This window comes from Alcanivorax sp. HI0083 (assembly GCF_001635175.1).
The window spans coordinates 1-491 of the sequence record NZ_LWFX01000633.1 but is presented as its reverse complement, the minus strand read 5'-3'; the positions used below and the strand labels follow the sequence as shown (position 1 = coordinate 491).

The 491-nt window shown below is 47.9% G+C and carries 1 protein-coding gene; it reads left to right on the top strand.

Going from position 1 to position 491, the window contains the following annotated elements; genetic code table 11:
• Window positions 1-93: 93 nt before the first annotated feature.
• The coding region (locus A3754_RS27410; RefSeq protein WP_231880514.1) for a hypothetical protein at window positions 94-491 on the top strand (398 nt) is incomplete at its 3' end.

Here is a 491-nt window from a genome sequence, read left to right as displayed (position 1 = left end):
TACACACATCACCAAAAAACATATGGTGATTCAGCTTGTAATGCTAGTGAGTATGTATACCAAAACTGTAATGAAGGATATCAATGGGATGGGGTGGCATGCACCGAGATTCCGCCTGTTTGCCCTGAGGGGCAGATCGAAACCACAAGAGGCTGTGAAGTTCCCGTTGATAGCTGCCTGGAAAACCAGGAAATCGAAGACAACATCTGCGTTGATATCCCCTACGTGGAAGTGACGGGCAATATTTGTGGTAACTATGTCGACCCGATAAAGGTGACAGCCGGAAACCATTTCGTAACCTGTGATACGACGTTTAATGAGCGCCTATTGATTGATGCGGGGGCCGTTCTGCAAGTGGATCGTAACTGGTATATCGTGGCGGAGAGCGGTGTGAATGTGAATGGGACGGCCGTGTCTCCTGTCACTATCAAGACCTCACCCAATAATATTGATGGTGCTTGGGCTGGAATACGTTTTGTCGGTGAAATGGA